27 protein-coding genes and 1 pseudogene are annotated in these 26,438 nt (G+C 70.4%); 5 read left to right on the top strand and 23 right to left on the bottom strand.

Translation table 11 applies throughout. The features are described from left to right. Positions 1-119: 119 nt before the first annotated feature. The gene (locus ACIRPU_RS12700; protein WP_403865520.1) at positions 120-2,786 is read right to left on the bottom strand and encodes a bifunctional SulP family inorganic anion transporter/carbonic anhydrase; all 2,667 of its coding nucleotides are present in this window, start codon (positions 2,784-2,786) and stop codon (positions 120-122) included. Between the two features lie 336 nt (positions 2,787-3,122). Here ACIRPU_RS12700 and ACIRPU_RS12695 point away from each other — a divergent pair, with 336 nt between their 5' ends. Further along, on the top strand, positions 3,123-4,403 hold the full coding sequence (locus ACIRPU_RS12695; RefSeq protein ID WP_403865517.1) for a hypothetical protein: 1,281 nt from the start codon (positions 3,123-3,125) through the stop codon (positions 4,401-4,403). A gap of 29 nt (positions 4,404-4,432) precedes the next feature. Here ACIRPU_RS12695 and ACIRPU_RS12690 read toward each other — a convergent pair whose 3' ends face one another. After that, positions 4,433-5,413 (bottom strand): ATP-binding protein, encoded by a 981-nt coding sequence (locus tag ACIRPU_RS12690; RefSeq protein WP_403865514.1) that lies wholly within the window; start codon positions 5,411-5,413, stop codon positions 4,433-4,435. A 101-nt stretch (positions 5,414-5,514) separates the two neighbouring features. Between ACIRPU_RS12690 and ACIRPU_RS12685 the strand changes: the two genes are divergently transcribed. Next, positions 5,515-6,339, top strand: a complete 825-nt coding sequence (locus ACIRPU_RS12685) for an oxidoreductase (RefSeq protein ID WP_385558623.1) — start codon at positions 5,515-5,517, stop codon at positions 6,337-6,339. A 410-nt stretch (positions 6,340-6,749) separates the two neighbouring features. Here the strand turns inward: ACIRPU_RS12685 and ACIRPU_RS12680 are convergent, their stop codons facing one another. Continuing rightward, a complete protein-coding gene (locus tag ACIRPU_RS12680) occupies positions 6,750-7,583 on the bottom strand; it encodes an HAD family hydrolase (RefSeq protein WP_355702684.1) in 834 nt (277 codons plus the stop codon). 573 nt (positions 7,584-8,156) lie between these two features. On the opposite strand from ACIRPU_RS12680, the gene ssd reads away from it, so the two are divergent. Both ssd and ACIRPU_RS12670 read left to right on the top strand, forming a co-directional pair. Continuing rightward, a complete protein-coding gene (ssd, locus tag ACIRPU_RS12675; protein WP_403865509.1) occupies positions 8,157-9,269 on the top strand; it encodes a septum site-determining protein Ssd in 1,113 nt (370 codons plus the stop codon). Continuing rightward, positions 9,266-9,889 (top strand): annotated as a pseudogene (locus ACIRPU_RS12670) (ATPase, T2SS/T4P/T4SS family); the annotation flags it as partial. The gene ssd and the pseudogene ACIRPU_RS12670, both read left to right, overlap by 4 nt. Positions 9,890-10,122: 233 nt before the next feature. Here the strand turns inward: ACIRPU_RS12670 and ACIRPU_RS12665 are convergent. The 3 genes from ACIRPU_RS12665 to ACIRPU_RS12655 all read right to left on the bottom strand — a co-directional run bounded on the left by ACIRPU_RS12665 (position 10,123) and on the right by ACIRPU_RS12655 (position 11,218). Beyond that, the gene (locus ACIRPU_RS12665; protein WP_403865507.1) at positions 10,123-10,248 is read right to left on the bottom strand and encodes a hypothetical protein; all 126 of its coding nucleotides are present in this window, start codon (positions 10,246-10,248) and stop codon (positions 10,123-10,125) included. 23 nt (positions 10,249-10,271) lie between these two features. Further along, positions 10,272-10,742: a glycine-rich domain-containing protein gene (locus ACIRPU_RS12660; protein WP_403866239.1), complete on the bottom strand. Its 471-nt coding sequence runs from the start codon at positions 10,740-10,742 to the stop codon at positions 10,272-10,274. Between the two features lie 161 nt (positions 10,743-10,903). Further along, positions 10,904-11,218 (bottom strand): DUF6415 family natural product biosynthesis protein, encoded by a 315-nt coding sequence (locus ACIRPU_RS12655; protein WP_403865504.1) that lies wholly within the window; start codon positions 11,216-11,218, stop codon positions 10,904-10,906. A gap of 257 nt (positions 11,219-11,475) precedes the next feature. On the opposite strand from ACIRPU_RS12655, the gene ACIRPU_RS12650 reads away from it, so the two are divergent. Beyond that, complete coding sequence (locus ACIRPU_RS12650) at positions 11,476-12,240, top strand: helix-turn-helix domain-containing protein (protein ID WP_403865501.1); 765 nt, start codon at positions 11,476-11,478, stop codon at positions 12,238-12,240. A 54-nt stretch (positions 12,241-12,294) separates the two neighbouring features. Here the strand turns inward: ACIRPU_RS12650 and ACIRPU_RS12645 are convergent, their stop codons facing one another. The 17 genes from ACIRPU_RS12645 to ACIRPU_RS12565 form a co-directional block, all read right to left on the bottom strand. Next, positions 12,295-12,663, bottom strand: coding sequence for a hypothetical protein (locus tag ACIRPU_RS12645; RefSeq protein WP_403865498.1), 369 nt, complete (start codon positions 12,661-12,663; stop codon positions 12,295-12,297). Beyond that, positions 12,653-13,084 (bottom strand): hypothetical protein, encoded by a 432-nt coding sequence (locus ACIRPU_RS12640; RefSeq protein WP_403865495.1) that lies wholly within the window; start codon positions 13,082-13,084, stop codon positions 12,653-12,655. The genes ACIRPU_RS12645 and ACIRPU_RS12640 overlap by 11 nt, the downstream gene beginning before the upstream one ends. Beyond that, the gene (locus ACIRPU_RS12635) at positions 13,084-13,350 is read right to left on the bottom strand and encodes a hypothetical protein (protein ID WP_403865492.1); all 267 of its coding nucleotides are present in this window, start codon (positions 13,348-13,350) and stop codon (positions 13,084-13,086) included. Before ACIRPU_RS12635 ends, ACIRPU_RS12640 begins: the two co-directional genes overlap by 1 nt. A gap of 35 nt (positions 13,351-13,385) precedes the next feature. Then, entirely contained in the window at positions 13,386-14,435 is a 1,050-nt protein-coding gene (locus ACIRPU_RS12630; protein WP_403865489.1) for an N-acetylmuramoyl-L-alanine amidase, read from the bottom strand. Positions 14,436-14,495: 60 nt separating this feature from the next. After that, positions 14,496-14,987, bottom strand: coding sequence for a hypothetical protein (locus tag ACIRPU_RS12625; RefSeq protein ID WP_403865487.1), 492 nt, complete (start codon positions 14,985-14,987; stop codon positions 14,496-14,498). After that, positions 14,984-15,406: a hypothetical protein gene (locus tag ACIRPU_RS12620; protein WP_403865484.1), complete on the bottom strand. Its 423-nt coding sequence runs from the start codon at positions 15,404-15,406 to the stop codon at positions 14,984-14,986. Before ACIRPU_RS12620 ends, ACIRPU_RS12625 begins: the two co-directional genes overlap by 4 nt. 8 nt (positions 15,407-15,414) lie before the next feature. After that, a complete protein-coding gene (locus tag ACIRPU_RS12615) occupies positions 15,415-17,883 on the bottom strand; it encodes a LamG-like jellyroll fold domain-containing protein (RefSeq protein ID WP_403865481.1) in 2,469 nt (822 codons plus the stop codon). Between the two features lie 16 nt (positions 17,884-17,899). Further along, positions 17,900-21,064: a hypothetical protein gene (locus ACIRPU_RS12610; RefSeq protein WP_403865478.1), complete on the bottom strand. Its 3,165-nt coding sequence runs from the start codon at positions 21,062-21,064 to the stop codon at positions 17,900-17,902. Between the two features lie 136 nt (positions 21,065-21,200). Then, complete coding sequence (locus ACIRPU_RS12605) at positions 21,201-21,683, bottom strand: hypothetical protein (RefSeq protein WP_403865475.1); 483 nt, start codon at positions 21,681-21,683, stop codon at positions 21,201-21,203. Between the two features lie 8 nt (positions 21,684-21,691). Beyond that, positions 21,692-22,198: a hypothetical protein gene (locus ACIRPU_RS12600; RefSeq protein WP_403865472.1), complete on the bottom strand. Its 507-nt coding sequence runs from the start codon at positions 22,196-22,198 to the stop codon at positions 21,692-21,694. A gap of 7 nt (positions 22,199-22,205) precedes the next feature. Further along, positions 22,206-23,192 (bottom strand): phage tail tube protein, encoded by a 987-nt coding sequence (locus ACIRPU_RS12595; protein WP_403865469.1) that lies wholly within the window; start codon positions 23,190-23,192, stop codon positions 22,206-22,208. Between the two features lie 3 nt (positions 23,193-23,195). Beyond that, entirely contained in the window at positions 23,196-23,417 is a 222-nt protein-coding gene (locus ACIRPU_RS12590) for a hypothetical protein (RefSeq protein ID WP_403865466.1), read from the bottom strand. A gap of 26 nt (positions 23,418-23,443) precedes the next feature. After that, on the bottom strand, positions 23,444-23,908 hold the full coding sequence (locus ACIRPU_RS12585; protein ID WP_403865463.1) for a hypothetical protein: 465 nt from the start codon (positions 23,906-23,908) through the stop codon (positions 23,444-23,446). Then, positions 23,909-24,460, bottom strand: coding sequence for a head-tail connector protein (locus ACIRPU_RS12580; protein WP_403865460.1), 552 nt, complete (start codon positions 24,458-24,460; stop codon positions 23,909-23,911). A 15-nt stretch (positions 24,461-24,475) separates the two neighbouring features. Further along, positions 24,476-24,703: a hypothetical protein gene (locus ACIRPU_RS12575; RefSeq protein WP_403865457.1), complete on the bottom strand. Its 228-nt coding sequence runs from the start codon at positions 24,701-24,703 to the stop codon at positions 24,476-24,478. Next, positions 24,703-25,092: a hypothetical protein gene (locus ACIRPU_RS12570; protein WP_403865454.1), complete on the bottom strand. Its 390-nt coding sequence runs from the start codon at positions 25,090-25,092 to the stop codon at positions 24,703-24,705. Before ACIRPU_RS12570 ends, ACIRPU_RS12575 begins: the two co-directional genes overlap by 1 nt. 44 nt (positions 25,093-25,136) lie before the next feature. Then, positions 25,137-26,387, bottom strand: coding sequence for a phage major capsid protein (locus ACIRPU_RS12565; RefSeq protein WP_403865451.1), 1,251 nt, complete (start codon positions 26,385-26,387; stop codon positions 25,137-25,139). Positions 26,388-26,438: the final 51 nt, after the last annotated feature.

Below are 26,438 nucleotides of genomic sequence, written 5' to 3'. Positions count from 1 at the left end.
CTGGACCGGCCCAGGGGTCATCCGTACCCACGGACACGGAGCGGAAGGAGTTCAGACGGTGTAACGCCTTTCACATCCCCGCCCCGCGCCGTGAGACGACGGGGAGGCGTCACGCCGGTTCAGGCCGGCATGTCCACCTCTCCCACATGACCGAACAACTCGCCGTCGCCCGCGGCCTCCTCGGTGAGCAGGTACGTCTGCGCCTCGCCCACGTGGAAGTACAGCCCGTGCAGTTCCAGCGCCCCACTCAGCAGGGACCGGGCCACCGACTCGTGGGCCCGTAGGTGCTCCAACTGCTGGACCACGTTGGTCAGGCAGAGCTGCTCGACCGCGTCCACCGGTGCCCGCCCGGCCAGTCGGGCGCGCGGGCGGTCGTCGTCGGCCATCCGCTCCAGGCTCGGCACACCGTGTCGCAGCCACCGCTGCAACGGGGTCCGCGCCCTGCCCGGTTCGGTGTCGAGCAGTGCCTGCATGGCACCGCATCCGGAGTGCCCGCACACCGTGATGGACCGCACCTCCAGCACGTCCACCGCGTACTCGATCGCGGCCGCCACCGAGTCGTCCCCGCTCTCCTCGCCGGGCGGCGGCACGAGGTTGCCGACGTTGCGCACCACGAACAGGTCGCCCGGACCACTGGAGGTGATCATCGAGGTGACCAGCCGGGAGTCGGCGCAGGTGAGGAAGAGCTGGGTGGGCTGCTGGCCCTCGCGCGCCAGCCGCGCCAGCTCGCCGCGCACCAGTGGCGCGGTGTTGCGTTGGAACGCGCTGATGCCACGCACCAGTTGATGCCCGCTCGGCTCGACGAACTTCCCCGGCTTCTCTGGCTGCCCGTCCTGCCCCGGCTGCCCCGGCTCGCTGAGCTTCGCCGGCTCCGTGGACTCTGTCGCTTCCCTCCCCTGGACTGTGCCGGGCGACCCCGCCGCCTCTGCTGGGCTCGCCGCGGAGGTCGCCTCTGCCGACTGAGCTGCCGGTGGCGTCGGCGTTGATGTCGGCGTTGGTGTCGTGGATGTCTGTGGTGTCCGTGTCGTTGCCCGAGGGACTTCACACTGGTGGTTGCGCCACGGCGTCCAGGGACGACAGCGGCAGTCGGCGATCGGGACCTCGCCGGCCCGAGCGGGATCGAGAGCCGGGGGAGCGGTCGAGTCACCGTCCCCGACGGCGATGCCGAGACGGCTGCGGGAGCCGATGCCTGCCTCGGCGTCCGCCTCGACGTCGGTTCCGGTGTCGAGCCCTGTGCCGGAGCGGCGGCCGGTCAGCTCGACGGAGCCACCCTGGGCGGTGTGTGACTTCTGCCAGTCCTGCAGGGCCTCGAACGCCGCGTGGTCCATGAAGGAGCCGTCCAACTCGACGACGGCATGGGTGGCTTGGGGTACGAGATGCAGGATGCGGCTCAGTCGCGGCACGGCGAGGAACGTCAGCTGGCCTCTGACGTGTACGTGATGGACTCCTTCCTTCTCGTAGTGCGTGATACGGGTGCGGGCGAGGCGGTGCAGGGCGACGGCCACGGCCACGGCGATGCCGAGCGTCACGCCCTCCAGGACGCCGAGGAACACCACTGCGAGGGTGGTGACGGCGTACACCAGCACCTCACGGTGGCGGGTCACCGTGCGAATGTGGTGCAGGGACACCATCTGGATGCCCACGGCCATCACCAGGGCGGCGAGTGAGGCGAGCGGGATGAGATCCAGAACCGGGACCATCAACAGCGCGGCGACTACTACGAGAACGCCGTGCAGCATCGTGGAGTTCCGGCTCACGGCACCGGCTCGGACATTTGCCGAACTGCGCACGGCCACACCCGCCACCGGCAGCCCGCCGAGTGCGCCGGAGACGATGTTGGCCGCGCCCTGGCCCAGCAGCTCGCGGTCCAGGTCCGAGCGGCCGACACGGGCGGAGCGGTCGCTGAGCAGGGCCGGCCGCGAGGCGATCAGCTTGTCCACGGCGACCGCGCCGAGCAGCGACTGCACGCTGCAGACCAAAGTGGTGGTGAGGACGGCGGCCATGAGCCCGAGCACCGGTCCCTCGGGCAGCCCGGCCAGCGCGTGGCTGCTCCAGGAGGGCAGGTCCACCTTGGGCAGGGTGAGGCCCGCGAGCGCGGCGGTGGCGGTGGCGCCGGTGACGGCGACGAGTGGAGCGGGGATTTTCTGCACCAGGCGGCCCACTCGGCCGGGGATACGCGGCCAGAGCAGCAGCAGGGTCAGGGTCAGCGTGCTCATGGCCACGGCCGCCGGCTGTAGTCCGGCCAACTGGGCGGGCAGGGCACGGAGATTGTCGAGGACCGAACTCTGGGGGGTGCCGCCGAGGACGACGTGCAGTTGGGCGACGGCGATGGTGACGCCGATGCCGGCGAGCATGCCGTGCACGATGGCGGGGCTGACGGCGAGGGCGGTGCGCGCCACGCGCAGGCAGCCGAGGCCCAGCTGAGCGAGTCCGGCCAGGACGGTGATGGCGCAGGTCGTCCGCCAGCCGTACCGCTGGATGAGGTCGGCGGTGACCACGGTCAGGCCGGCCGCGGGGCCGCTGACCTGGAGCGGCGCGCCGCCGATCCACCCGGCGACGATTCCGCCCACGGCGGCGGCGACGAGGCCGGCCTGGAGCGGCGCGCCGGTGGCGAGGGCGATGCCGAGGGACAGGGGCAGGGCGATCAGGAAGACCGCGATCGAGGCGGACACATCGGCGCCCGCGATGCGGAAGCGGCGGTGCGGGGCCGGTGGGGGGCTGTGGGGTGAGTGGATGCGCTCGGTGCGCGTCGAGTGGTCGGTGCGGGTGGGGGCGCAGGCGGACATGGTTCCCGTCTCCTCCGGGGCAGCGCGGTCGCGGAACATGTGGTCCCCCGGTTGGGGCGGGGGCGGTCGCGGCCGTGGGTCACGGCGTGCAGCGGCGGGATAAAAATCAACGCTCGGTAAACAGATCGTAATGCAGAGTAAAGGCCAAGCCTGGATTTTTGCGGCAAATGGGGCAGGTAATCACCCCCGAGAGTGAAGTGGCCTTTTTATCGGCTTGTCGTATTAATTCCTTCTCGACTCCGTGCGACCTTGACGGCGCTGCCGGCTCGTCCCGGCGCGTCACCAGAGAACGCCCTCGTCGGCGTTGGCCGAGAGAAGGAAGAAGGTGGGCGGAAGATGGCCGCCACCCAGAGGATCGCCGCGGGCGCAGTCGTCGCCGCGGTTGTCGCCGCATCGCTCGCCGGTTGCGCGACGGGAACCGGGGGTTCCCACGGCTCCGGGGAGGGAGTGCCGGGCCCGCAGAAGGTCAAGCCGGTCCCGGCCCCCAAGAGTGTCGTCCGCCTGATCGGCGACGGCTCCACCGCGTACACCGGAGCGCAGCCCCACCTGCCCCGCCCCGAACGGCTGAAGCCGGGCCAGAAGCCGCCGCAGTTCGTGGTCTTCTCCTGGGACGGCGCAGGCGAGGACAGCCAGAAGCTGTTCTCCCACTTCCGCCAGGTGTCCAAGGCCAACAACGCGACGATGACGTACTTCCTCAGCGGCGTGTACATGCTGCCGGAGGAGAAGGCCGACCTGTACAGGCCGCCGCAGCACTCGCCGGGCCGTTCGGACATCGGTTTCAACGACGAGCAGGGCATCGCCGAGACCGCGAAGCAACTGCGCCTGGCGTGGTTGGAGGGCAACGAGATCGGCACCCACTTCAACGGCCACTTCTGCGGGAAGAACGGTGGCGTCGGCGAGTGGTCGGTCGAGGAGTGGAAGGATGAGATCGACCAGGCCAAGCAGTTCGTGAAGACCTGGAAGACCAACACCGGCATGAAGAACGCGGCCCCGTTGCCCTTCGACTACGACAAGGAACTCATCGGCGCCCGCACCCCCTGCCTCGAGGGCCAGAAGAACTTCATGAAGGCCGCCCGCGAGCTGGGCTTCCGCTACGACACCAGCGGAGTCAACAACCAGGTGTGGCCCGGCAAGAAGCAGGGCCTGTGGGACCTGTCGATGCAGCTCGTGCCCTTTCCCGGCCACTCCTACGAGCAGCTCACCATGGACTACAACTTCATGGTCAACCAGTCCGGCACCTCCACGCAGGGCGACCCCGACAAGCGCGCGTTCTGGGGCCACCAGATGCGTGACGGCCTGCTGAAGGGGTTCGACCGGGCCTACTACGGCAACCGCGCACCGCTGATCATCGGCAACCACTTCGAGTCCTGGAACGGCGGCACATACATGCGCGCAGTCGAGGAGGTCGTCGAGAACGTCTGCAACAAGCCGGACGTGCGCTGCGTGTCCTTCCGGCAACTCGCCGACTGGCTGGACGCCCAGGACCCGAAGGTCCTGGCCAGGCTGCGCACGCTGGAAGTCGGCGAGTCCCCGAAGCACGGCTGGGAGTCCCTCCTGCCCGTCAGCCCCGCCCCGGCCCCGAAGGGCGTACCCGGGGCTCCGGCGGTCAGGCGGTAGGGGCCAGGGCGGCCGTCACGCAGGAACTGTCACACGGAGGCCGTGAGGCTTTCGCCGAGGACGAACCCGGGGTCGACCTGCGCGGCCAGGTCGACCCCGGTCCGTTCATTGCCCCAGGACTCGGCGTTCTTCAGGTGGAAGTGCACCATCTGCCGTGTGTAGCGCTCCCGGTCCCGCTTTTCGAACGCCGAGTCGACGGTCGTCCGCAGCAGGCGCAGGGCCTGACGGTTGGTGTCCTCCAGGAGCTCGAACCGTGGCGGCCGGCCCTTCTCCATGGCGCGCACCCAGTCCGAGTGGCCGACCGTCACGAGCAGGTCGTCCCCGACCTCGGCGCGCAGGAAGTCGACGTCGTCCTGGCCCTGCACCTTGTTGCCGACGACCTTCAGCTCGACGCCGAAGTCGCGGGCGTACTCCTTGTACTGGCGATAGACGGAGATCCCCTTCCGGGTTGGCTCGGCGACGAGGAACGTGATGTCGAAGCGGGTGAACATGCCGGAGGCGAAGGAGTCCGAGCCCGCGGTCATGTCGACCACGACGTACTCGTCACGGCCGTCCACCAGGTGGTTCAGGCACAGTTCCACCGCTCCCGTCTTGGAGTGGTAGCACGAGACCCCCAGGTCGGCGTCCGTGAAAGGGCCCGTGACCATCAAACGGACGGCGCCGCCGTCGAGTTCCACCGGCCGGGCACAGGCGTCGTACACCGGGTTGTTCTCGCGCACCCGCAGCAACCGGGAGCCCTCGCCGGGCGGTGTCGTCTTGATCATCGTCTCGGCGGAGGCGATGCGTGGGTTGGAGCCGCGCAGGTAGTCCTTGATCAACGGCAGCCGGTCACCCATCGCCGGCAGCCCCGCGGCCTCCGCCTCGTCGAGGCCGAGCGCGGGCCCCAGATGCTGGTTGATGTCCGCGTCGACCGCGATCACAGGTCCGCCGTCGGCGACCAGGTGGCGGATGAACAGGGAGGACAGGGTGGTCTTGCCGCTGCCGCCCTTCCCGACGAAAGCAATTTTCATGTTCACAAAGGGTAGTGCGGTGATAGCTGTGCGTGGCAGTCGCGCGTGAAGAAGACCACTCCTTCGTGGGGTGCGGGTGCTGGTTGCGTAGGGTCGTACTCATGAGTACGACAGGCGCGTCCGCCGATCCGCTCGCGGCCCTGGGCTCCCTGCCCGGTGTGGCCGAGTCCGTGGAGACCATGCGCAAGGCCGTGGACCGGGTCTACGGACACCGTGTCATGCGCCGCCGCAGCACCGAGATCACCTCCGAGGCCGCACTGCGCGGGGCCCGCGGCTCGGCGGCCCTCTCCGGCGCGGACTGGGCGCTGGAGGAGGTGCGTCGGCGCACCGACTTCGGCGTCGACGACGAGGCGCGCGTCATGGGCGCGGCTCTGCGGCTGTCCGCCGAGGCGGGCCAGTTGCTGTCCATCTGGCGGCAGTCCCCGCTGCGGGTGCTGGCGCGGCTGCATCTGGTGGCCGCGGCGACCAGCGACGACGAGGTCGGACGTCCGCGACAGGCCGGTGAGGCGGTCGACGAGCCGCTGATCGAGCTGCCGCTGCCGGGCGCCGCCGAGGTGGCCGGCCGTCTTGAGGGGCTGTCCGAGCTGATCATCGCGGGAGGCTCCGCGCCCGCCCTGGTGACGGCCTCCGTCGTCCATGGCGAGCTGCTGGCCCTGCGTCCGTTCACCTCGCACAACGGCCTGGTGGCACGCGCCGCCGAGCGCATCGTGCTGATCGGCAGCGGCCTCGACCCCAAGTCGGTCTGCCCGGCCGAGGTGGGGCACGCCGAGCTGGGGCGGGCGGCCTACCTGGCGGCCTTGGAGGGCTACGTCTCCGGCACACCGGACGGCATGGCGGCCTGGATCGCGCACTGTGGCAGGGCGGTCGAGCTGGGCGCGCGCGAGTCGACGGCGGTGTGCGAGGCGCTTCAGCGCGGGGCGGCGTGAGCCTCACGCGCGCGTGAGGCTCACGGGAAAGCCCCTCGCGGGGGCCTCACAAAGGGTTGCGGCGGTACGAGTCCTCGTACCGCCGCTGGCATGCTCACCCGGTTACCAAGCGTCCTCGATATATTGCCCATCAGGCCGGGATCTTCGCCCGTGACCTGGTGCGGCTGGCCCGTATTCGACGGGTCGACGTCGCGTGGGTGCCCAGTGGTCATGCGCGGTCCGTGGGGCCAAATGCGTTATCAAGGTGATCCTCTCGGATGTCCTTGGTCTCGCGGGCCGCTAAGTCCTTTGTACTCCTGGACCCGGACAAGCGGAAGTGCTGGCGCCAGTTCCTTTGCTTTTGCTCCCAAACGGGTTTTAAACGGACGGCCCTGAAGGGTGACAGGCCGTCCCGCGCGCGGAACGGCCTGTCAGACGGTCGCCGCCCGGCGTCGGTTCGCGTACCAGACGAGGCCCGCGGTGGCCGCCGCCGCTCCTATCGCCGCGGCCGCGACGAGCGCGGGGCGGGGCGGTACGGAGAACGAGGGAATCCGCTGCTTGAGGCGCACCGGCCGGTGGAAGTCGAGAATCGGCCACCCGCGCGCGACGGCCTCGCGCCGCAGGGCCCGGTCCGGGTTCACGGCGTGCGGGTGCCCGACCGCCTTCAGCATCGGCAGGTCGGTCGCCGAGTCGCTGTACGCGTAGCAGCGCGAGAGGTCGTACCCCTCGGACTCGGCCAGCTCCTTGACCGCCTCCGCCTTCGTCGGCCCGTAGGCGTAGTACTCCACCTCGCCGGTGAAGCAGCCGTCCTCGCCCACGACCATGCGGGTGGCGACCACGCGGTCCGCGCCGAGCAGCTCGCCGATCGGCTCGACCACCTCGGCGCCCGACGTGGACACGATCACGACGTCACGGCCGGCCGTGTGGTGCTCCTCGATCAGCGAGGCCGCCTCGTCGTAGATCAGCGGGTCGATCAGGTCGTGAAGGGTCTCGGCCACGATCTCCTTCACCTGTTGGACGTTCCAGCCGCGCACGAGGGCGGACAGGTACTCGCGGGTCCGCTCCATCTGGTCGTGGTCCATACCGCCGACGAGGAAGACGAACTGGGCGTATGCGGTCCGCAGGGCCGCCCTGCGGTTGATCAGACCGCCTTGGTAGAAGGACTTGCTGAAGGTGAGCGTGCTCGACTTCGCAATGACCGTCTTGTCCAGGTCAAAGAAGGCCGCTGTGCGGGGCAAGGAGTGGTTTTCCACAAGCATGAGCATAGGGGCAGCTCATTCGGCGTAAGGTTGGCGCGTGGGTTTGCCTGAGAAGGCTCTCGGGTACACCATGGAAGTCACGGATCGTTCGCGACCGTGCTAACGCGGTCCGACTCCTCCCCCCCCGAGTCGGCCGTGAAGGCGACCCCCGCTCTCCCCCCCGGCGGGGGTCGTCGCATGTCCGGGTGGGTTTTCCAGTTCTGCACGCGGCCGCTGTGCCGCACCGAGGCGGCTGCGGCCGCCTCTTTTTCTTGCCCGCCCTCCGTCACTGTGCGTAGTCGTCGGACTCCTCTGCGGAAGTCGCACAGCAGATGGTGTGGGGCTCACCGGTATGGGTGACGGCGATATTCACAACCATCTGCTCGTCCACAGTTTTCCACCAAGATCAACACGATTTCCGGCTTCGCTGCACGGTGATTCCGACGCGTTCGCACCGGGCCGGCTTCACATGGCCGGTTCCGTTTGCCGGGGGCGTTCGGCCGGATTCTGGCGGCCGTTCATATGGAGACCGGCTGCCGGTTCTTCACACGTTCGGGAATCGCGGGACCGCAGCGACTGCGCGCCCCGCAGTGAAGGGGGATGGAAAACGTGACCGGAGCCGTCACACACGACCCGCCGCCCACCGTCGGAGGCGAACCGGGCAAGCCACTGATCGTCACGGAGGACACGGAACTCCTCGACGATCTGCTGCGCCTGTGCGCCGCCGCCGGCGCCACTCCGGAGGTGCACCACTCGGTGCCGGAACGCCGGGGCAGCTGGGAGGCCGCGCCGCTCGTCCTGGTCGGCGACGACGCGGCACGCCGTGTCCGCGGGGCCGCCCGCAGACGCGGAGTGGTACTCGTCGGCCGCGATCAGGACGACCCCGGGGTGTGGCAGCGCGCCGTGGAGATCGGCGCCGACCACGTCCTGATGCTGCCCGACGGCGAACAATGGCTGGTCGACCGCATCGCCGACGTCGCCGAGGGCGTCGGACGGCCCGCCCTCACCGTCGGCGTCATCGGCGGACGCGGCGGCGCCGGAGCGTCCACGCTCGCGTGCGCCCTCGCCGTCACCTCCGCGCGAGAAGGGCTGCGCACCCTTCTGGTCGACGCTGATCCACTGGGCGGCGGACTCGACGTCCTCCTCGGCGGCGAGAGCACGGAAGGCCTGCGCTGGCCCGCGTTCGCAGCCTCGCGCGGGCGGGTCGGCGGCAGCGCGCTGGAGGAGTCGCTGCCCAGGCTGCACTCGCTGCGGGTGCTCAGCTGGGACCGGGGCGACTGCGTAGCCATCGCGCCCCAGGCCGTACGCGCGGTGCTGGCCGCGGCCCGGCGCCGGGGCGGCACGGTCGTCGTCGACCTCCCGCGCCGCATCGACGACGGCGTTGCCGAGATCCTCGCCCAGCTCGACCTCGGACTCCTCGTGGTCCCCGCCGAACTGCGCGCCGTCGCGGCGGGCAAGCGCGTGGCATCCGCCGTCGGCATGGTGCTGCGCGACCTGCGGGTGGCGGTGCGCGGCCCCTACGCGCCCGGACTCGACGACAGCGAAGTGGCCCGACTGCTCGGCCTGCCGCTGGCCGGCGAGGTGCCCGTCGAGTCGGGGCTGCTGCGCCCGGACGGCGGCAAGGCGCCACCCGGCGCGACCGCGCGGGGGCCGCTCGCCCGCTTCTGCAAGGAGTTCTGGGAGCGCGCGCTCACCGAGGCGGGTGGCGCATGAGCACGCCGCCCGAACTCGAACACGTGACAGGTACCGGGACGCTGCTCGACGGCGTACGGCAGTGGCTCGCCGACAGCGGCGCCGAACCGACACCCGCGCGCGTGGCGCAGGCACTGCGCGAACAGGGGCGGGTCCTCGGGGACGCGGAGGTCCTCGGCGCGGCCGAGCACCTGCGGTCCGAGCTGATCGGCAGCGGGCCTCTGGAGCCACTGCTCACCGACCCCAGGGTGACCGACGTACTGGTGTCCGCCCCGGACCGGGTCTGGGTCGACCGGGGCGGCGGCCTGGAGCTGACCGGCGTCTCCTTCCCGGACGCGGCGGCCGTACGGCGCCTCGCGCAACGACTCGCCGCCGTGGCCGGACGGCGCCTGGACGACGCCCGCCCCTGGACCGACGCCCGGCTGCCCGACGGGACGCGACTGCACGCGGTGCTGCCCCCGGTCGCCGTCGGCTGCACCTGTCTGTCGCTGCGCGTCGTACGGCCCCGAGCCTTCACGCTCGGCGAACTGGTGGCCGCGGGCACGGTGCCACCGGGCGGGGACGCGGTGCTGCGGGCCCTGATGCGGGCGCGGCTGTCCTTCCTGGTCAGCGGCGGCACCGGCACCGGCAACCCCAATCTATGACTACGACACCACTAAAAGGATCATGCTGGGAGAACCGCCTGTGGCCGCAGAAAGCACCCTCTGACCTGCGGTTATGTGGAGCGGTTCGAGGGCTTCGGCTCGTACCTTGGATTCCAAGGTTGGGCATGGGTGCGGCCCCGGTCGGCAACGGGATGCCGGCGGGGCCGCGTTTCCGCCCGCCCTCATGACGCCTGGGGTACGAGGGCGGGCGAGCTGCTGCTGGTAGTGCGTCACCCCTTGGGCGGGACGATGAAGCCCCGCTTGGGCTGCGGCTGCGGGTCACGGGACTGAGGCTGCTGCGTGCGCTTCCACGCCGCCACCACTTCCGCGTACCGCGGGTCGATCCACTCGGACATGCGGCCTCCCTTCAGCAGGGAGGCTAGACCACGCCGCCGGGCTTCGGCTTCGTGATGACGATGGTGCAGTCCCCGGAGTGCTGGCACTTCGCCGCCACGGACGCGAGCGTCTCGTCGGACGGCGGCCCCCACAGCTGCGGGTCCGCCTCCCACCCGAGTTCGGTGATCTTCTCGCGGGTCCGGTCGAGGATCGGCGGGTCGTAGTTCGTCGGATCCCACCCGGGGAAGTGGTGCACGAAGGCGCCGCCGAGCCGCTGGCAGAGGTCGGCGTAGGTGGCGGTGTGGAGGATGAGGGCGTGCCAGCCCTCGTCCACGATCCGCGACGGGGCGAGGCCGACGCCCGGGTTGCGGGAGCATGCGGCCACGAACTTGAGGCCCTCCTCGACGATCCGGCTGGCCATCTCTTCGGCCATGTCCGGGTTGCCGTCCATCACGGTGTTGCGGCAGCCGGCGAACTGTTCGTCGGTGATGAGCATGCGGGCGAGCGCGGGCATGGGTCCCGGGTCGGGCATGGGTCCCGGCGGTATGGTCACGTGCGTCTCCTTCGCTGGTTGCGGATGGGGACTGGCGCCCGGGCCGGGTTCTTCGCGGGATACGGCCCGGGCGTTCCTGCTGTCGGCGCGCCGTAGCGCAGGCCGCGGCAGGAGTCTGGGTCTCAGCTCCGGCTGAGCGTCTCGTAGTGGTCGCAGAGGGCGCCGAGGACGCGGGCCAGCTTCCGGGCGTAGACGAGGGCGCCGCCGGGTGCGCGGCTGGGCTCGGCTCGCAGCTTTCCGCGCGCCTCCCCGAGGCAGGCGAGCGCGCAGTAGCGGGGGATGCTGTCGCGCTTCAGTCGGCTGGCCGCCTGCTCTACGTCGGGGATCAGCAGCTCGAGGTGCCCGCGTGTGGCCAGCGTCAGCGTGTCCAACTCGGGCCCGGCCGGGGCGAGGGCGACGGCGTCGGGGTCGAGCAGGATCCGCGCGGTCTCCCGCATGGTGGCGATGTCTGGCGGATCGGCCGGGGGATGCTCTGCCGCCGGTGGAGGCTGCGCTGTAGCGTTCGGCACGTCGACCTGCTCTCTCAGGTTGGCCACGCTCCGGGGCCGTTCGCGCGGTCGCCGGGGCTTTCTGCTTCCGGCTACCGTCGTCCTGATGCGGCATGTGCCGCGACGACGTCAGAGGCGTCATGTCGGCGTCCAGTGGGACGTCATTCCGGTGTCATTTTCCGGGTGTGAGGGCTACCGTGATCTGCATGAGCACGCCGAACAGCACCCTCCGGGCGGTCCGTATGGGGCTGCTTCTGAGTCAGGACGAATTCGCCCGCGCCATCCGCGATGCCGGGCATCGCACCGGCTCCCCGAACGACGCCTCCAAGCGGCTCGTACAGCGGTGGGAGAGCGGCACGACCGTCGCACCCCGGCCGGTCTACGCGCGCGCCCTGGAGGCCGTCACAGGCCTGCCCATAGAAGCGCTCGGCTTCCCCGCCCCGGCCCTGGTGCGGATCTCCGAGGACGGGCACGGCGGCCACGACCTCCAAGGCTCACCCGTCGGTATCCCCGTCGCGGCCGGGTCTCCGACACCGCAGGCCGCACCGCGCGGGAACTACTCGGGCGTGTGGCTGAGCACATACGAGTTCGTGTCCAGTGGGCGGGACGACCAGGTGTTCACGGGTAAGCACTTCGTGGTGCTGCTTCAGCACGGCAACCGGCTCACCGGCCGGAGTCTGCCGAACGGATCCCTCAACCCGGACAGTCCGCTGACCCTCGACCTTCAGGTCGACGGCAGCACGGTGACTGGGACGTGGACCGAGCAGACGGCCGCCGAGGGCTACTACCGCGGGGCCCGCTACTTCGGGGCGCTACAGATGTTGGTCGAGCCGACGGGCCGGCGGATGGCCGGGAAGTGGGTCGGGTTCGGGAAGGAGTTCGACGTGAACACGGGGCCGTGGGAGCTGCGGCTGATGGACGCGTCGACAACGAAGGCCGTGCTGGACAGCTACAACCGGCCCCCGGAGTAGGTTCCCGGACGCACGAAAGCGGCCCCGCCCTCCCGGAGGAGAGCGGGGCCGCTGTCAGGTGTTCAGGTCGTGCAGGTAGGGACGCACCTCGTCCGGCACGGGCTGCGGTGGGGGCGGCGGCTCCAGCCGCTGATCCCGCATGTAACCGACCAGCGTCCGACACCAGCCAGCGACGTAGCGCAGCGCGAAGTCCTGCGCGCCGATCCGTGACCGGTCCCGCTCGGACTGTGCCTTCTGCTCGGCCAGCTCCGACTTCACCTCGCCGAGGCTCGTGCGTAGTTCGCCGACGATCGTGGTGAAGTCGTCCCGCCGCTGCTGCCCGCGCGGCGGCCGCCGGCCGACGATGGCCGTGAGGACCATGCCTCCAGCGGTCACCGTGGCGACGGCCAGCGCGGACAGTGCGGTCAGCATCTCAGCGCCCATCCGTGGGCTCCGTTCTCGCGCGCGGCGGTTCGTCCCAGCCGATCGCCACCAGGCACACCGCACCGAACGCGCCGAAGATCAAGGCTGCGACCCACCCTCTGGGATATTCGCCGAGCGGCCACCACGCCACCAGGTACGCCATCGACCACGGGGCGGTGATCGCCCAGACGGCGAGGAAGCCGGGCCAGTCGCGGCCCTGCGGCAGCCAGGCACAGAGCAGGGCGGTCAGCCCGGCCACGATCCACGCCGTGGCCCACGCCTCGAGGGGCACCCACCTCAGGAGCAGGCACAGGCCGCGCCGATCTCGGAGCGGCTCGATCAGCTGGCCGTATCCGTACAGGGTGGCGATCGTGCCCTTGAGGGTGAGCAGAGCGCCGCGGCGGCCCAGACGTCGGGTGAGCCGCCGGACCGCCGCGCGCATCAGACGCCCTTGGCCAGGGACGCCGAGTTCTTCGTGCCGAACGCTCGGGCGATCATGCCCTTCAGCAGGGTGCCGCCGGCGGCGATCCCGGCCGCGGCCATCGTCTCCCAGAACGAGGCGTGGAACATGTCGGCGGGCCCGGCCGCAACAGCCACGCCGCCGGCCGCGACGACGGCCGTCGCCAGGGTCCGCTCGGCGAGGTCTCTCGCATACGTCGCCGCGGTCTTGATGACGGTCTCTGCCTGGGGCAGCTGGATCTCAGACACGTGTTGTCCTTCCGTGGGTGGGGTCGGGGGGTGGGTCAGGAGGTGGCCCAGTAGGGGCCGGACGCGGTGCGGTGCAGCAGGTTCACCGGGCCGCCGTCGAGGGTCGTCACGCGCAGTTGGAACCGCAGGTGCTTGCCCGCCGGGACGGTGCCGGACAGGGAAAACTGGTGGCCGCCACCGCCGTAGCGGGGGCCCACTACCTGGTAGGCAGACGGGTTCCTGCCCGCCGTGTCGGTCAGGTAGAAGCGGCCCTCGACCGCAGCGCTGGCCGGGGTGTCCTCGGCGAGGGTGACGTGCACCAGGGTCTGGTGCAGACGCGGCCCGGAGTGGACGACCGGGTCCGCGAACGCCAGACCTACCCACTCGCCCGACGGCAGCTCGGCGTCGGTGGGGTTCGACTCGGACAGCATCATTGGGGCGGCAGCCACGTCAGCCTCCTGGGCGGGTGCGGTCGGGGTCGAAGGGGCGGGCGCCGGGGTGGTGCTGGGGGCCTTGGCCAGGCGCGCGGCGACCCTGGCGCGGAAGTCCGCCATCGCGAAGCCGCGGGGGTCGGTCTTCGTGTTCGTCCACTCCTTGTGTCCGATCACGGAGGCGGCAGACCAGCCGTGCGCCCGGCAGAGTGCGGCCGACGCGCGGACCATGGCCTCGAGCTGGACGGCGGGCCAGGGGTCGATGCCGTCGCCGAGGTTGATGCACTCGAAGCCGTAGAAGTGGACGTTGCCGTCGGTGTCGTTCTCGTTCGGCGCCGGCAGCGTGGCGCGCTCGGCGATGACCGCCTGGAGGACGTCACCGTCGCCGGAGCCCGCGTGGTTGGTGCGGCCCCAGCCGACGAGATGCACCGTGCCCTGCTTGTCGATCACGCCGTGGCACAGCGGGCCGGGCAGGCCCGCGTACCCGTCGCGGCAGATGGCCACCGAGTTGGCCGTGCCAGAGGTGACGGTGTGATGGACGACGACGCCGTTGACCGGGCCCCACGCGCCGTGGCCTTCCCGGTTGTGGGTGCGCCAGTCGCCGACCTCGACGACGGTCACGCCCTCGGCTCTGAGGGCGGAGAGGACCGCGGCTGCGGTGAGGGGATTGGACATGGTGCTCCAGACATGACGAACGCCCCGGCCATCGGCTCGGGGCGGCAGGTTGGTGGGCGGTCAGCTGGCGGTCTGGTACTCGACCTGCGCCCTGACGACATGCGTGTTGGCGAGGGTCTCGGGCACGGTGGCGGCGAGCGTCGCCGACCGGGTGTCCGTACTCGACGCGGGGAACGTGCAGTTGAACGCGGCCGAGCTGGCGGACATGACTACCTGCCCGTTCCAGGCGTTGGCCGCGACCAGCCGGGCGGTGCCGAGGTAGTCGACGCCGGCGGCCGCCGTGAACGGGAGGCCGAAGCTGTAGCCGCCGGATCCGTAGGTAGTGGTCGAGCCCATCGTGAGCTTGATGGAGACCAGGCACCTGCGCCCGATCTTGATGTACCTGCCGGTCAGGGAGCCGTTGCCGATGGCCGGGTTGGACGATGCGGTCCACGTTGGTGTGTACGTGGTCCACGGATCGAACATCGAGTTGAGCTGGTCGCGGATCTCCTGATTCATCAGGGCGGCGGAGACGACCTCGCCGACGACCCAGGTGCGGGGAGCGAAGGTCACACGCCACCGCCCGGGTCACCGACGACCGGGACGTCGGGGTTGCGCGGGTCCAGCGGGTTCCACCAGGTCCGCAGGAACGGAGCCTTCGGCAGAAGACTGGCCTCCACGGCGGCCGGGTCGCTGGGGAAGATCACGACGACCCAGCCCCATCCGCACTCGGTGCACGCGTACCGCTGGTCGGTGGGGCTGACGACCTGGGCGCTGCCACAGATGCAGTCGGCGACCCAACGGTTCTGGTTGATGCGCGCCCAGTACGGGGACTGGTCGGCATCGCCCTCGGGCGGGGTGACGCGGCGGCCCATACGGGCCTCGATCCATTTCCAGACCAGCTCGGCCGCAGGCACGTCTTTCCAGGCGTCCTTGGGCTGGCTCGTGGGGGGCAGATAAAACGTCTCTGCTCGCACGATGGCGATGGGCACGGGGGCTCCTAGTAGGCGAGGCGGGTAGTCGATCCGAGGACGGAGTACGTGGGGTCGTCCAGCACCCACACGGAGTCCGTGACAGAGGCGCTGGTGTGGAACTGGATCAGGTGCTCGGCGTGCCTGATGGTCTCCGTGTAGCCCTCGACGGTGACGCGCATCGACGAGGCCGGCGCCTGCGACGGCATGCCGGTGACAGAGAAGTACGAGCTGATGTCGGCGTCGAGGATGTCGAGGTAGGTAGACATCGAGTACGCCTGGATCGGAACCTCGCGCAGCTCCGGGTCGGGGTTCGCATAGCGGGACACCCGCCAGTACGCGGCGTCCAGCACGCTGTTGTCGGAGGTCTTGAGGATGTTCAGGACGCCCGGGTCGTACACCCCGAACGCCAGGATGCTGGCGGGCGCGGTCACTCGCTGGGTGGCGCCGCCCGGCCGGGACGCCTCGAGGGAGTTGACGAGCTTCTGGTCGTCGTCGGCCAGCTGGACGTCGGGCGTCTCCAGATCTGCGTAGGCGATCGTGAACACTTCGGATGCCGGGTCGGGGTTGTAGCGCAGGTCACGGGACTGGAACGCGAGGCCGTAATAGTCCCGCTCGGCGAACAGGCGGGCGGACTCGGTGGCTTCGACCTCCCGCATCCGGGCCACGACCGCCGAGCCGCCCGGGCCCTGCGAGGCGATCGGGTCGAAGGTGCTGCCCCAGATCGTCACCGAGCTGAGGTCGGCGTACCGGGCCAGGCGGGTGACGCGGGCGTCGGCGTCCTCCCCGGAGAACCCCGTCGTGGCCGCCGACCAGCGCAGCGGGGACAGGGTGGCGCCGATGCTGCCGGTGCTGAACGTGACCGCGACGTGGGCGATCTGCCCGACGAACATCCTGGCCCCGCGGTAGCCGCCGACGTGCAGGAAGCGCAGCCCGGACATGGCCGGGGTGAGGACGGAGACCGGCCCGGCGACGCCGTCGATGTAGAGCCGGGTGGAGAGGTTGCCGTCCCACAGAATGTGATGCCACGAGCCGTCGTTCAGCGTGCGCAGCGAGTTGTACACCGTCAGCGTGCCGCCGCTGTCGGTGTACTCCACGGTCAGCTGGCCGGAGGCGTCGAGGGCAAGCACCACCTGGTGGTCGAGGGACGGCTCGTACATGCCGAGGATCGCCCGGCTGGTCGTCGTCGTCTTGATCCAGAAGTCGATGCTGGTGACGTAGGGTCCGCTGTTCGTCTGGAACGCGGCGCCGAGGTCGCCGACGAGATACTTGCCCGCGCTGGTGCTGGCGGGGGTGAAGGTGACGCAGGTGTCGCCGGTCTCGGCCAGGCCGTCGGTGCCGAAGTCGAGCGTGCCGCCGGCGCCGACCTGGGTGACGGCGAGCGACCCGGAGCCGGAGCCGGAGATGTCGCCGGCGGACAGGGACTCGGACGGTTCGGTGAGCGGGTAGTAGGCGCCGAGCGCGGTGGTCACGCTGGGCACGGACTGGTGGAGGATCTCCTCGGCCAGCATCGACTTGAGCAGTGGCCGGCGGTTGAGCCACTTGAACAGGTCGGTGCACGAGATCCGGGTCTGTGAAGCGAGGCCGCGCCAGCTGACGGGGAACTCGTTGACGACACCCCAGAAGCGGGGCCGCACCTCGGCGCCGACCAGGTCCCACTCAACGAAGCCGCTGCTGCCGCCGGTGCGGGTGGTGGGGAAGTCCGCGGCCACGGTCTGCGAGGTGACCCAGGCCGGGGTGGCCAGGGTCCGCCGGACCGTCCAGTACGCGCCGTCGTCGGACGTCTCCCAGTAGACGTTGCCGCCGGACTCCCGCACCCGCAGCCAGGCGTGGTCGATGGCGCTGTAGGTGAGGTTGGTGGGGGTGCCGTCCGCGAATCCCACCTGCGACATGGCGGCGAGGACACCGGTCAGCGCGTCGTAGCGCCAGCCGATCCGGGTCCCGGACGTTGTCGACAGCACCCACATCGAGGCGGCGCAGTTCGACGATCCGTTCGCGGCCGGCACCGTCGTGAGCTTCGCCGTCAGCTTGGAGCCGACCAGCGTCCACTGCCGGGCCGACGTGAAGTTCGTGTCCACCCCAGGGGCGAGCGGGATGCGGAGCCGCCCCGTCGCCGTCTCCGTCGGACTGCCCGTCGCCGTCGGCCACAGCGTCGAGTTGATCCGCCCGTCGTCGAAGTCATCGCCCAACTGCGCGAGCGGGTAGGGCGCCGACCCGGACACCGTCGGCATGACCGCGACCGCCACCCGGATCGGCGCGTTGCGCCGCACGAACGGCCAGTACGGCGACCCCGAATTGCCGGGGGTGAACCGGCCGTCGGAGTTGTCCAGCCACAGGGTGGCCGTCCCCGGCTGCGTATCCGACAGCTCGTCGGACGCACCCCGGGTGACGGCCACCCCCTGCTGCTGCACGTCGGCGAACGTGGTGATGTCCGTCCACGTGATCGTCCATGGGTACTGGACCAGCCCGCCCCAGCCCATCTCCACCAGCAACGGCACGATCGTCTCCCCTTCGTCAGCCGAACCCGTAGGCCGCGCCGCCGCGGCCGCGCTTGTACTTGTTCAGCAGCTTCTCGACCTCGCGCACCGTGGCCTGTGGATCGCTGGCCCCGTTCACCGTCAGGTGCACCGTCAGGTTCCCGCCGCCGCCCGCGGCCGCGGCGGCCCTGCCCAGCACCGGCTGAGTGCCGGCGAACCGCCCGGCCACCGTCCCCAGCGCGCGGTCCAGGACCGGCACCCCCTCGACCAGGCCGACGGCCAGGCCCTGCGTGGAGTAGGCGCCGAGCTGCGCCATCACCCGGCTGGGGCTCTTGATGCCGAGTGCCTTCTTGATGCTGGCCTGCATCCCCTTGGCGATGCCGAGCATCAGCTTCTCGATGTCTTTCTGCTGCGCGGCGAGCCCGGCCAGGAATCCCTTCCCGGCCTGTTTGCCGCTGTCGTACATCAGGTCCGCGCCGGTCCGGCCGAGCGTGTCGGTCGACGACCGCAGCTGAGTCTGGAGCGAGTTGATGGCGCTGAACGTGGCCTTGTCCGCGCCGACCAGGGCGGACGCGTAGGCGAAGCCCTGCTCGGGGCCCATGTTGAGGATCTGCTGGAGCAGTCCCTTGTTGAGGCCCTTCTTCGCGAGGATCTGGATGTAGCTGGTGAACTGGCGGATGTTCGCCAGCTTCGTCGCGAGGCCGGCCTTGATGCCGCCGGCCGTGACCTGGTCGGCGTCCATGCCCAGGTTGGACAGGCCCGCGTTGTCCCGAGCGGACTGGGTGACGGTCGACGCGAACTGCCTCGCCGCGGTGATCGAGGTGGCCAGCTTGTCGCGTGCGGCCGCCATGCCCAGCAGCTTCTTCGTCTGGGCGTCGACTGCCCGGAGGAGGCCGGCTTCCTTCTTTCCGGAGAACGCCGTGCGGATGTCGGCGGCCAAGTCCTTGGCCGTGGACGCGATCTTCTCCCTGCTCGCCGTCAGCCCGGCGATCAGGCCCTTGCCGATGTCCTTGGCCAGCGCCGTCATCTTCTTCGACGGGGAGGCGATCTGGAGCTCGTCCTTCACCCCGGCCGTGACGGCGGCCGCCATCAGCCGGGCGGCGCCGCCGACCATGCCCGCCGAACCGGTCATCCCGGCGGCCAGGCCGGCCGCGACCGCGGCACCCGCGCCGGGCATGCCGACGCCGGTGCCCAGCGTGTCGTTGTTGATGGCCTCGACCAGGGGCCGGTACTTGGCCGTCGACCGGGCATTGATCATGTACTCGCCGTTCGAGGCCATGATCGGGATGCTGTCCGACGTCCCCGTCCCCGGGCCGCGGATCGCACCGCCACCGCTTGGCGATCCGACCGGGCCGCCTGCGGCCAGGCGACCGGCCGAAGCCAGCGGAGGCTTGGCGCCGTATGTCTGGTAGTAGGTGGCGATCGTGACCGTCGCGCTCTTGCCGTCGAGGCTGCTCAGCTGCCGGTTCGCCTCGGCAACCTTGGCCGTGAGGTCGGCGATGGTTGCCTTCAGCGCGGCCTGCTTGCTGGCCGGGACCGTCTTCAGCTTGGCCTTGGCCGTGGCCAGCTGCTCGGTCCAGTTGTTGATGTTCAGGCGCAGCTGACCCGCCGCCAACTTCGGCGCGGACGACGCCGCGAACGCATCCGCCTTCGCGGCCGCCGAGTCCAGCGTCGATGCGTAGCTCTCGCGGAACCGGTCGAACTCGGCGTTCGCGGCCGTGATCTTGCCGCCGATCCCGGGAATCCAGCCGAACGCCTTGGCCGCCGCGCTCACTGCCACGTTCGCGACGTCGAGGATCCCGGAGGAGATGAACCCGAATGCGCGGATGATGGTCGGCGCGGCCTGGATCGCGAACCCGGTCATCTCCAGGATCGCGGTACCGAAGACTCTGGCGCCCTCGAGGATCGCGCCCTTGTTGTTCCGGATGGCGTCGCTCAGTCGTTGCAGCGGCCCCTTGGCCTGGTCGAGCTGGGAGAACGACGGCAGCAGCGTGCCCACGATTGCGCTTCCGACGTCGGCCATCGTGGGGCCGATGATCCGCGTCAGGTCGATCACGGACTTCACGCCGTAGCCCAGGTCCTTGAAGACCGGCAGCAAGCCCTTGACGACGTTGCCGAGCATGTCCAGCGCCCCGGCGCCCTGAACGCCCAGGCCGGTGAACATCTGCCCGAGCAGCGGGCCGAAGGTACGGGCGACTTCACCGGAGAACCGGCCGAGGGCGGGAAGCAGGTTGTTGAGCATGCTGAAGAACCCGGCGAGGAACTTCGACGATCCGTCGATGCCGATCTTCAGCCCGTCGAACATGCCGGGCAGGCCGACACCGAGCAGGTCCCGGATCCCGCCCGACAGCACGGTCAGCGTCGGCCGCGAGGCGGCGCCGAAGTCCAGGAACGAGCGGCCGAGTCGACCGAGCCCCGACAGCATGTCGCCGACGAACAGGCGGCCCATGTCGAGGTTGTCCTTGAGGTCCTTCTGGAACTGGCCGTTCTTGAACATGCGGCCCGCGCCCTCGGCCGCCTTGCCGAACGCGCCGCCGAGGTCGGTCATCCCCTGCCCCACGATCTTCACCAGGGGCGCCGCGTCCTTCAGCGCCTTGGTGAATCCGGGCAGCATCGCGGCCTGGATCTGCTTGCCGAACCCGCTGGCCTCCTTCTTCAGCGAGACCAGCTCTTTGACGAATTCCCGTGCCGGAGCGGGCAGCTTCTTCAGTGCTGCCGCGTACTCCTTCTGGCCCTTCGTCTGGGCCTCGAGGGCGTCGGTGACGCCGGCGAAGCCGAGCTTCAGCGTGCCCATCGCCAGCCCGGCCCCGGCCGCCATGGGCACCAGCGCGCCGAGGGCGGGCAGCAGAGAGAGACCGACGATCGCGGCGACGCCCATCATGGCGCCGCCGAGCCCGCCGCCGCCCTTGCCGAGCGCGCCAGCGGCATCCCCGCCTGCGTCGCCGAGGTCGCCCAGGCGGCGGATCAGCATGGGCGTGCCGTCGCCCATCATCCGCTGGGCGTCGGCCGCCGACACGAACCGGCCTTGCAGGTCGCGCAGCCGGCCGTTGGCGTCCTGCGTGAAGCGGCGGACGGCCTGGCCGTTGTTGTTCATGTCGTCGTTGAGACGACGGTGCAGCCGGGCCGATGCGTCTCCGGCCCCGTTCAGGACTGGGGACAGGTGGTCGTCGCCGTCGAGGACGAACCGCAGGTGCTGCGCCATCACTCACCCCCCTGCTGCCGTAGTGCGGCTTCGTGTCGGTCGATCCAGGCGGCGAAGTAGTCGAAGCGCTCCTCGGTGAGCGCGTCGACGACGTCGGGCGGCCAGTGGAGGTAGAGGCCGAACAGCGGCAGGTAGGTCAGGACCCGGTCAGTGAAGGAGCGCTCTCCTCCATCGGCCCCGTCTCCGGCTCCGGTGCGGGCTCGGCGGGGGCCTGGACTTTTGGGGCCGTCACGGCGGCGATCGCAGTCTCCGCGTACTCACGGTCGAACGTGGCGTCGCGCAGCTCTTCGAACGCGTCCTCAAGATCCGGCGTCCCCTGGTACTTCTCGAAGAGCTGCTCGGCGAACGCCTCGGTCTCCGGCCTGTCGAGGCGCACCCGCAGCTCGCCCTCGAACGGGTCGAACTGAGCCAGGCGCAGGGACGGCTCGGCCCGCTTCTTCAGGACGTAGGCGACGGTGCGCATGGCGTTGATGTCACCCTGTCCCATCGCCGACTTGATCTCGTTCCAGCGTCCGTCTGCGGTGCGCTCGATGATCTGGATCTCGGAGGCGCGCAGCTTGCCCGGCCCAGCGTCGAAGTGCTGCTCGGCCCCGTCGGCGGGCGCGTAGATGATGATCACGGATGCTCCTATTCGAGGCGGCGCCGGACGTCGTCCAGGACGCGCGCGACCTCTCGTTCCATACGGGGGGTGTGGCGGCGCACGGTGTTGTCCCACCACAGCGGGGTGGCGTTCTGCTCGGTCCACCGGCGCCGGTTGCCGAACACGGGGTGCCGGACGCGGCCCTCGTTGAGGACCGTCGGCATGTTCCTCAGGTCTGGCGGCAGTCGGCCTTTGTCGACCCAGACGCGGGCGCCCGGGCTGGCCCCGGTGCGGACGCTGATCCGGATGGCGTCGGCGATCGTCGCGCGCAGCGGCCGGGTGGTCGGCGAGGGCCCGCCCCGCTTGCCCTGGCCCCGGCCGCGCGAGCGGATGTCCAGGCTGCGGATGCTGCTCTGGAGGTCGTCCTTCAGCGGCTCGGCCGCGCGCCGGATGCGGCGGTGCATGGACTGGCGGATGTTCTCCCCACCGGCAGCGCGCAGGCGCCGCGACAGCTCCAGCAGGCTGCCGGTGTTGGTCAGCCGTACATCGCGCACCGCAGACTCACAGCGTCACGTCGGTCGAGATGTACTCGATCTTCGGCTGGTTGGTGCCGTCGTACAGGCCGACGTAGGTGAAGCTCGGCTTGACGACGCCGAACCCGTCGACGACCGGCGGGCCCTCGTCCAGGCGGACCGCGGGCAGCGTGATCCGGAACGTCTCCGCGTAGGTCGAGGCGATGATGGGGCCGATGAACTCCAGGACCAGAGACGTCGCGGCGTCGCTGGTGTGGAGGTCGTCCAAGGTGGTCCCGACGTAGTCGGTCTCCAGCGTGCCGGAGATCTTCACCTGGTCGTTCTCGACGGGCTCCTTCTTCAGCCCGGCCTGCCCGGCGTAGAAACGCTCGACGTCCTGCGGCCGCTCGATCTTGCAGGACACCTTGCGGATCCCGTCGAGGGCGGTCTCTGAGCTGTAGGTGCCAGCCTTGACCGCCAGCTGCATGAAGTTGAACGGCGACATGTTGCTGTAGCTGGCGGTGGCCAGGGTCTGGGCCTCGTCGCAGTCCTTCGCGTCCACCTCGAACGACGCGGTGAGCATCTCGCCCACACCGCAGGAGAACTCACCCGACGTGATCTTGCAGCCGAGGAACGTCTTGTCGGTGACGACGCCCGTCGTGAGCGGGACACCCTTCTGGATTGTCAGGCTCTTGCCCGCGGTGCTGGCCAGGGTGTGGGTCTGGAGATAGGCGGTCGTCGCCACCTGCTGGACGGGTGTCACCGTCGTGCCCATGAGCGCCTGGAGCAGGAGGCCCATGTTCTTGTTGGTGACCTCCATCTCGATGGAGCCCGCACCCTCACGGCGGGTCAGCACACGCCGGGACGACAGCGGGAGCAGACGCCCCGCCGCGATGCCGGCCGACTGAGCGGTGGTCTTCTTGAGAGCGAGGCTCTCCTTGGTGAACTCGATGAACTTCGCCGGCGCGACGAACGTGCCGTAGGTGGTCTCGGCCGCGATGCCGAGCTGGGCGCCGAGGCCCGATCCGATCGCCATGGATCAGCCCTCCGTCTTCTGCGGCTTGGCCGCGATCTTCTTCAGCGGCGGGAGCGGCTCGGGCTCTGCGGCCCTCGGCTCCTCGATGACCTCCCAGTTCGAGGGCTGGCAGGCGTAGCCCTCGAACCGGTCGTCGGGTACCTCGACGATCTCGTCGGGCTCGATGGTCCGGCCCAGCTCGGGCACGGTGACCTGCTCGGGCCCCAGGTAGCGCACACGCGCCATGGCTGTACTCCTCGGGTAGGGGTGGGTCAGATGCGGGCGCGGCAGGCGATCGTGAAGGACAGGCCTGCGATCGCGCCCTCCGCGTGGGACTGGACCAGGTCGCCGGCGGTCAGCTCCGACCAGAGCACCGTGCCGTTCAGGGTGGGTGCCTCGGGTGCGTCGCTCGTGGCGCGTAGCGCCTGCTCGATGGCGGCGACCATCTCGAACACCTTGCGCCGGCGGAACGCCATGTCCGTGTCGCCGCCGCGGGATTCGGCGAAGCAGGCGATGGAGAACTCCTCGTCGCGGGTACGGGCCCCCGCCGCGTTCCACTGCTGTTGCAAGGTCACGGCCGACTCGGAGGACGGGGACCAGCCGATGTGAACGCGGTGCCGTTCGGTGGCGTTAACCGCGTCCGGCCCGTCGACGACCCGCACGCCGTCCAGGGCAAGGCCGACGACGATGGCCACCAGCGCGTCGACCGCGTCGGGCACGCGCGAGGTCGTCGGCATCTACGCCACCCCCGGCGGCAGCTTGAACGGCTCCAGCAGCTGCAGCACCCGGTTGGGCACCGCGTAGCCGAAGCCGGGGATCGGATCCGTCACCGACCAGTCGTCGGCCCCGCCGACCGGCACCCGGGACGCCCCGTACTGGGTGCGCCACAGGTGCTGAAGCAGGATCAGCGCCGCCAGCTTGATGGTCGGCGGGACCGTCGCACGGCCGGCCATGTACGTCACGGCGTACCGCCCGACGGGGAAGTGGCTGCCGTCCTGGAGCGCGATGATCCCGGCCGGGCTCGCATCCAGCGTGTCGGCCGCGTAGGTGGTGCTCCCGCCCGGGACGCCGCCCGCAAGCGAGGTCACGGACAGCAGCGGTGGGTGCAGTACGGACAGTGCGGGACCGCCGCCGGTGATGGCGTCGGTGACCTCGCGCTGCTCGACGACGCCCACGTAGCCCTCGATGACCGCGTCCAGCGAGTCGACGTACAGCTGGAGCTCGACGTCGTGGGTGTCGGTGTCGATGTCCAGCTGCCGCTTGGCTTCCTCGAGCGTCACCAGCGCCACGGATTCACCTCCTGGCTACGGTCCCGGCGGGGCGGGCGGCTTACGGCGGCGGGGCGGCTTGCGGGCGGATGTCTCGGTGGCGGTGGCCCGTTCGGGCGTCTCGACGGATGCGGTGCGCACCAGCTCGGCGCGCACCCCGTCCGCCCACTTCGCCGCCTCGGTGCCGGGCAGGTCGATCTCCTGCCCGGCGTGCCACTCGAAGTCCACACCCGCAACGCTGGTCAGCATGCGGATGCGGGCCATCAGCTACCCAGGCCCTGGTGCAGTTCGTTTACCTCGCGCTCGGCCTTGGCCTCGGCCGCCTTGACGGCCTCGTCCTGGGCGTCCTTGAGGGCCTTCACCTCGGCGTCCGGCTCGCTGGATCCGGTACCGTCCTCGGCCGGCCCAGCGGTGACGCCGCGGGCGGCGGTGTCGACGGCAGAGGCCGCCTGCACGGCGAGCTGCTCCTTGTTCGCGGCGAGGGTGGTTTCCCGGTCGCCGATGAACTCGGGGTTGACCTGGTCCATCGATCCGTCCGCCCGGCGCGAGGCCATGACGATGCGGTCGTGGTCGCCGTGCTCGGCGGCCTTCGGGGTGGGCGGGTTCTGCAGGACCCCGCTGTCCGGGGTCTCCTTCTTCGGGCTGGTCGCCATGAGGGCGTCCCTTCCTGTGAGTCGGCGTCAGGGCCGGGGCCGGATCAGGTCGCGGAGTTGCGGTACGCCTTGTAGGCGCTGAAGTCCTGCGGCGTGCCGTCGGTGCGCGCGAACGCGAGGAAGCCGACCTGCAGGTAGTCGGCGTAGCGCTCGGCCAGGCGCAGCATCTGCACGTCCGACACGTCGCGGATGAGGTAGCCCGCGTAGAAGTCGCCGAACAGGATCGACTTGGCGTTGGCCGCCATCACGGGCATGTCGGTGTTGATCGTGTACTTGTAGCCGAGCAGCCCGTCGGGGACGCCGACCTGCACGGACGGCTCCCAGAGGGGGCGCTGCTGGTTGTCCTTCAGCTTGCGGGCCGCGGCCAGGGTGCCGTCGGCCAGCATGAACTGGGCGCGACCGGAGTTGCGGTACGCCGGATCGACGCTGTGGATGAGGTCGATCAGGTCGTCGTAGATCACCGAGGTCGTCTGACCGGTCGTGCCGGTCTTGCCGATCGTCGCGTTGGTCTGCACGCCCTCCGGCTGGGCGGTGCCCGTACCGGTGGTGAAGTGCGTGTTCTGGATCCTGCCGATGCGACGGCCCAGAACGCCGGCCAGCCACGACTCCAGGTTGAACGCGGAGTCGTTGAGCAGCTGCAGCGAGACGCGCACCAGCTTCGACGTGTACATGTACGCGCCGACGTCGTTGGTCCCGAGCGTCACGTCCTGCTCGGTGACCTGGCTGTTCTCGGCGAGGATCGCGCCGACGTTGGCCGTGTCGTCGTTCGTCGGCCACGGCAGCGTGGCACCGGTGTCGGTCGTGATGACCTCGGCGACGTCGCGCATGCTCGAGTAGAACTTCATCGTCTCGATGAGCTGGGCGCGGAACGGGGCGGGCACCATGTAGCCGCCGGCCGCGCCGGTGGCCACGCCCGCGGCGCGCAACTCCTTGCCGTCGACCCAGCCCGAGCGCAGCGTGCTGCGCTCTTCGCTGCTGAGGTCGCTGGTGCCCTCGCGCATCCAGGAGCGCCAGGCGTTGGCGTAGGCGGCGGCCTTGTCCGTGCCGCCGTGCCGCTCCTCGTCGGACTCCTTGCCGGTCTCGATGACCTGGGTGTAGTCGACGCCGGCCAGGCGCTGGTGACGCTCGTCGCGCTCGATGTCGGCGGACAGCCGCTCGACGTCGGCGAGGGCGGCGTCCCACGCGGAGCGGTCCTCGGCGGACAGCTCCGTGTCGGTGGCCGCGCGGTTCTGGAACTCCTGCGCCTTGTTCCAGGCGGTGGCCCTCTGGTCCAGCAGGGTCTGAAGGGTGGGCATGCGTGCCTCCAGCACGAAGAGCCCCGGCGCCATGCGGCGGGGGCTGGGGAT

The sequence above is a fragment of the Streptomyces sp. NPDC102259 genome, assembly GCF_044766465.1.
GTDB lineage: Bacteria > Actinomycetota > Actinomycetes > Streptomycetales > Streptomycetaceae > Streptomyces.
Note: the sequence above shows the minus strand (reverse complement) of the source record. Positions and strands in the feature narration are given on the sequence as shown.